Raw genomic sequence first — 3005 nt, 5'->3', positions numbered from 1 at the left:
ATCCCCAGCCCCTCTCCCTGAGGGATGGCCCAAGCGCTCCGCGCCGCTCACGCGAACACCCCCGGCCCCTCTCCCTGAGGGATCGCCCTCACCCCCGGCCCCTCTCCCTCAGGGATGGCCCTCACCCCCGGCCCCTCTCCCTGAGGGATGGCCCTCACCCCCGGCCCCTCTCCCTCAGGGATGGCCCTCACCCCCGGCCCCTCTCCCTCAGGGAGAGGGGGGTAGTGTTCCATCGTGGGTGGGAGGGGAGCTGACGCGGGATCCCTGAACTTAGCGCAGGGGCGAGTGCAGCAGCACCACCAGCCGCTCTTCCAGGAACTTGAGGTTGGCCACCACTTGGTTAAAGGCCTCTTCGGGGGTCCAGTCCATGAGATCTAGGGCCTTGGCCGCCAGCGCCTGTACGGGCACAGGCTCTTCCCCAAAAACATCAATCAGCCAGCGTACCGAGAAGGGATCGATGACGATGTTGCCTTCGGATCCCGGCCAGCCGTTGATGTTGACCGGGCCGTTGTCGCGGATGGCATTCTCGAAGGCAACCTTGGCGTTAAGACGCAGCAGCAGAGGATGGGCCTGCACGGAGCCGTTTCGCCATTCTTCCAGGGTAAAAGGGGCTGGTGGAGCGGGGCGAGGGTGGCCACACCAAAAATCAATCAGCCGGGTCAGGTTGGGAAAAATCAGCTCGATAAAGTGCAGCAGCTCCTCTTGGCTGAGCTTTTTAAGGTGGCGCAGGGCGTAGGGAACCGGCTTGGTGAGGACTCGCTCCAGCTTCCACTGCTGCCAGTTCACCATGCTAATGAACTCCAGCCCGGCCTGGCGCAGCATCTCGAACACCTGGGGCACCGTAAAGCCCTTGTCGCTGCGCAGCAGAAAGTTGGCCAGGATCCCGTTGGTGGTTTTGATGGCGTCTCCCTGCCAGTGGCTTTTGACGAAGCTGCCTTCATGGAGGGCATCCATCAGCTCTCGGAGGATGGGAACGGCTTTGGCAGCCGGCTCGTCCATCACCCCCAGCAGCTCCATGGCATCCTGCATGTTGAAAATAAACTGCCGCTGATAGAGGCTGTGGACGTTGGTGCGGATAATGCCCTCGGGTTTGAGCACCTGGCGCATGCCTTTGAGTCCGGCCACCGGATCTTCCAGCAGGTAGAGCACGTCGTTGCAGGCGATGAAATCAAACTGCTCCCCTAGCGCTCCCATATCGGTGATGTCTGCTACTTCAAAGCGCACATCTGGGATCTGGTGGAACTCGAAGCGCTGCCGGGCCATCTCCAGCGATTTCGGCGAGATATCCACCCCGACCAAAGATGCACCTGGGTTGGCCGTGGCCAGAACCAGGGTTTCCCAGCCGGAGCCGCAGCCGGCGTTGAGCATCACTTTGCCTTCCGGCTTGACCACCTTGCGATCTCGCACGTAGCAGGCGGTGGTGTAGCTGTTGGCAAACAGGGCAAAGGTATCCGTAACCGTCTGCTCGATGGGGACGTTGGGATAGGGAAATTCGTCGAACTGCGCCTGCACCAACTTCGAGGCAGATTGCTCCGGCATAGGGATCCTTTTTTCTCTGGAGCCTATGGTAGCCAATCTTTAGCTTGACAGCGCCTCTTGTTTATTCCAGCCGCTCCTCAGTTTGCGGGTCAAAGAGGTGGAAGCGATCCATGTCAAAGACCACTTCTGCCCATTGGTTGACGCGAAGCTGGGTACGGGGATCCACGCGGGCCACAAACTCCTGCTCGGGGAGGATCCCTTCGGCGTCGGTGGTGCTGAGGTGGAGGATGACCTCGTGGCCCATCAGCTCGGCGACCGAGACTTTGGCGCGCACGCGGGCGGGTTGGATCCCTGGGGGTTGGTACTGGGGATCGTGGATGTTTTCCGGGCGGATGCCGAAGATGACCGGCTGGCCGGCGCGGGGCCGATAGGGATCCGCCTGGTGGGGGGGGATGGGCACACGGAAGGCGCCGCTATCCACCCAGAGGGTGCCCTCTTGCTCCCGCAGCTTGGCTGAGAAGAAGTTCATGGAAGGGCTGCCGATGAAGCCGGCCACAAACAGGTTGGCGGGGCGGCTGTAGAGGGCCTGGGGAGTATCCACCTGCTGCAGGCGGCCATCCTTCATGACGGCGATGCGGTTGCCCATGGTCATGGCTTCCACCTGGTCGTGGGTGACGTAGATGAAGGTGGTGCCCAGTTGCATGTGCAACTTGCTGATCTCGGCCCGCGCCTGCACCCGCAGCTTGGCGTCGAGGTTGGAGAGGGGCTCATCCATCAAAAACACCGCCGGGTTGCGCACAATGGCCCGCCCGACGGCGACCCGCTGCCGCTGTCCACCGGAAAGTTCCTTGGGCTTGCGGTGGAGCAGGTGTTCGATCCCCAGCCGCTTGGCCACCCCCCGAACTCGGCTTTCGATCTCCGCCCTAGGCAGGCCGCGCAGCTTAAGGCCAAAGGCCATGTTCTCGGCCACAGTCATGTGGGGGTAGAGGGCGTAGGACTGGAAGACCATGGCGATGTCCCGATCCTTGGGGGGAACGTCGTTCACGCGGCGGTCGCCGATGTAGATGGAGCCGGCGCTCACCTCTTCCAGGCCGGCCAGCATGCGCAAGGAGGTGGTCTTGCCGCAGCCGGAGGGGCCGACGAAGACGAGAAATTCCCCGTCTTCAATGGCGATGTTCAGGTCGTGGACGGCCGTGGTGTCGCCGTAGCGCTTGGTAACGTGTTCGTAGGTCACGCTGGCCATGCTCTCGCTCCCCAGCCACTTCGCCCTCAACCTTATCCAACCCCAGGGGCAGAGGTCAAATTGGATCCCTGGGAGGGAGTATTCCCTCACCCCCGGCCCCTCTCCTAGAGGGACAGCCCTCACCCCCGGCCCCTCTCCCAGAGGGACAGCCCTCACCCCCGGCCCCTCTCCCAGAGGGAGAGGGGAGTTGAGGATCGAAAAAACAAAAAGCAAAAAAAGGTAGGCTCGTGGCCTACCCTCTGGGATCTGGATCTTGCTTAAGCCAAAAGTGGCGCTCGCCTCA

General features: G+C 62.3%; 3 protein-coding genes. All 3 read right to left on the bottom strand.

The window, feature by feature from the left end:
* Positions 1 to 47 precede the first annotated feature (47 nt).
* Positions 48 to 233, bottom strand: a complete 186-nt coding sequence (locus NW853_RS13750) for a hypothetical protein (protein ID WP_414349307.1) — start codon at positions 231 to 233, stop codon at positions 48 to 50.
* A gap of 37 nt (positions 234 to 270) precedes the next feature.
* The gene (locus NW853_RS13745) at positions 271 to 1539 is read right to left on the bottom strand and encodes a class I SAM-dependent methyltransferase (RefSeq protein WP_414336044.1); all 1269 of its coding nucleotides are present in this window, start codon (positions 1537 to 1539) and stop codon (positions 271 to 273) included.
* Between the two features lie 61 nt (positions 1540 to 1600).
* The gene (locus tag NW853_RS13740) at positions 1601 to 2722 is read right to left on the bottom strand and encodes an ABC transporter ATP-binding protein (protein WP_414336042.1); all 1122 of its coding nucleotides are present in this window, start codon (positions 2720 to 2722) and stop codon (positions 1601 to 1603) included.
* Positions 2723 to 3005: the final 283 nt, after the last annotated feature.

The sequence above is a fragment of the Synechococcus sp. H55.11 genome (assembly GCF_047462475.1).
GTDB lineage: Bacteria > Cyanobacteriota > Cyanobacteriia > Thermostichales > Thermostichaceae > Thermostichus.
The sequence above is the reverse complement of the archived record's forward strand: the minus strand, read 5'-3'. Positions and strand labels throughout refer to the sequence as shown.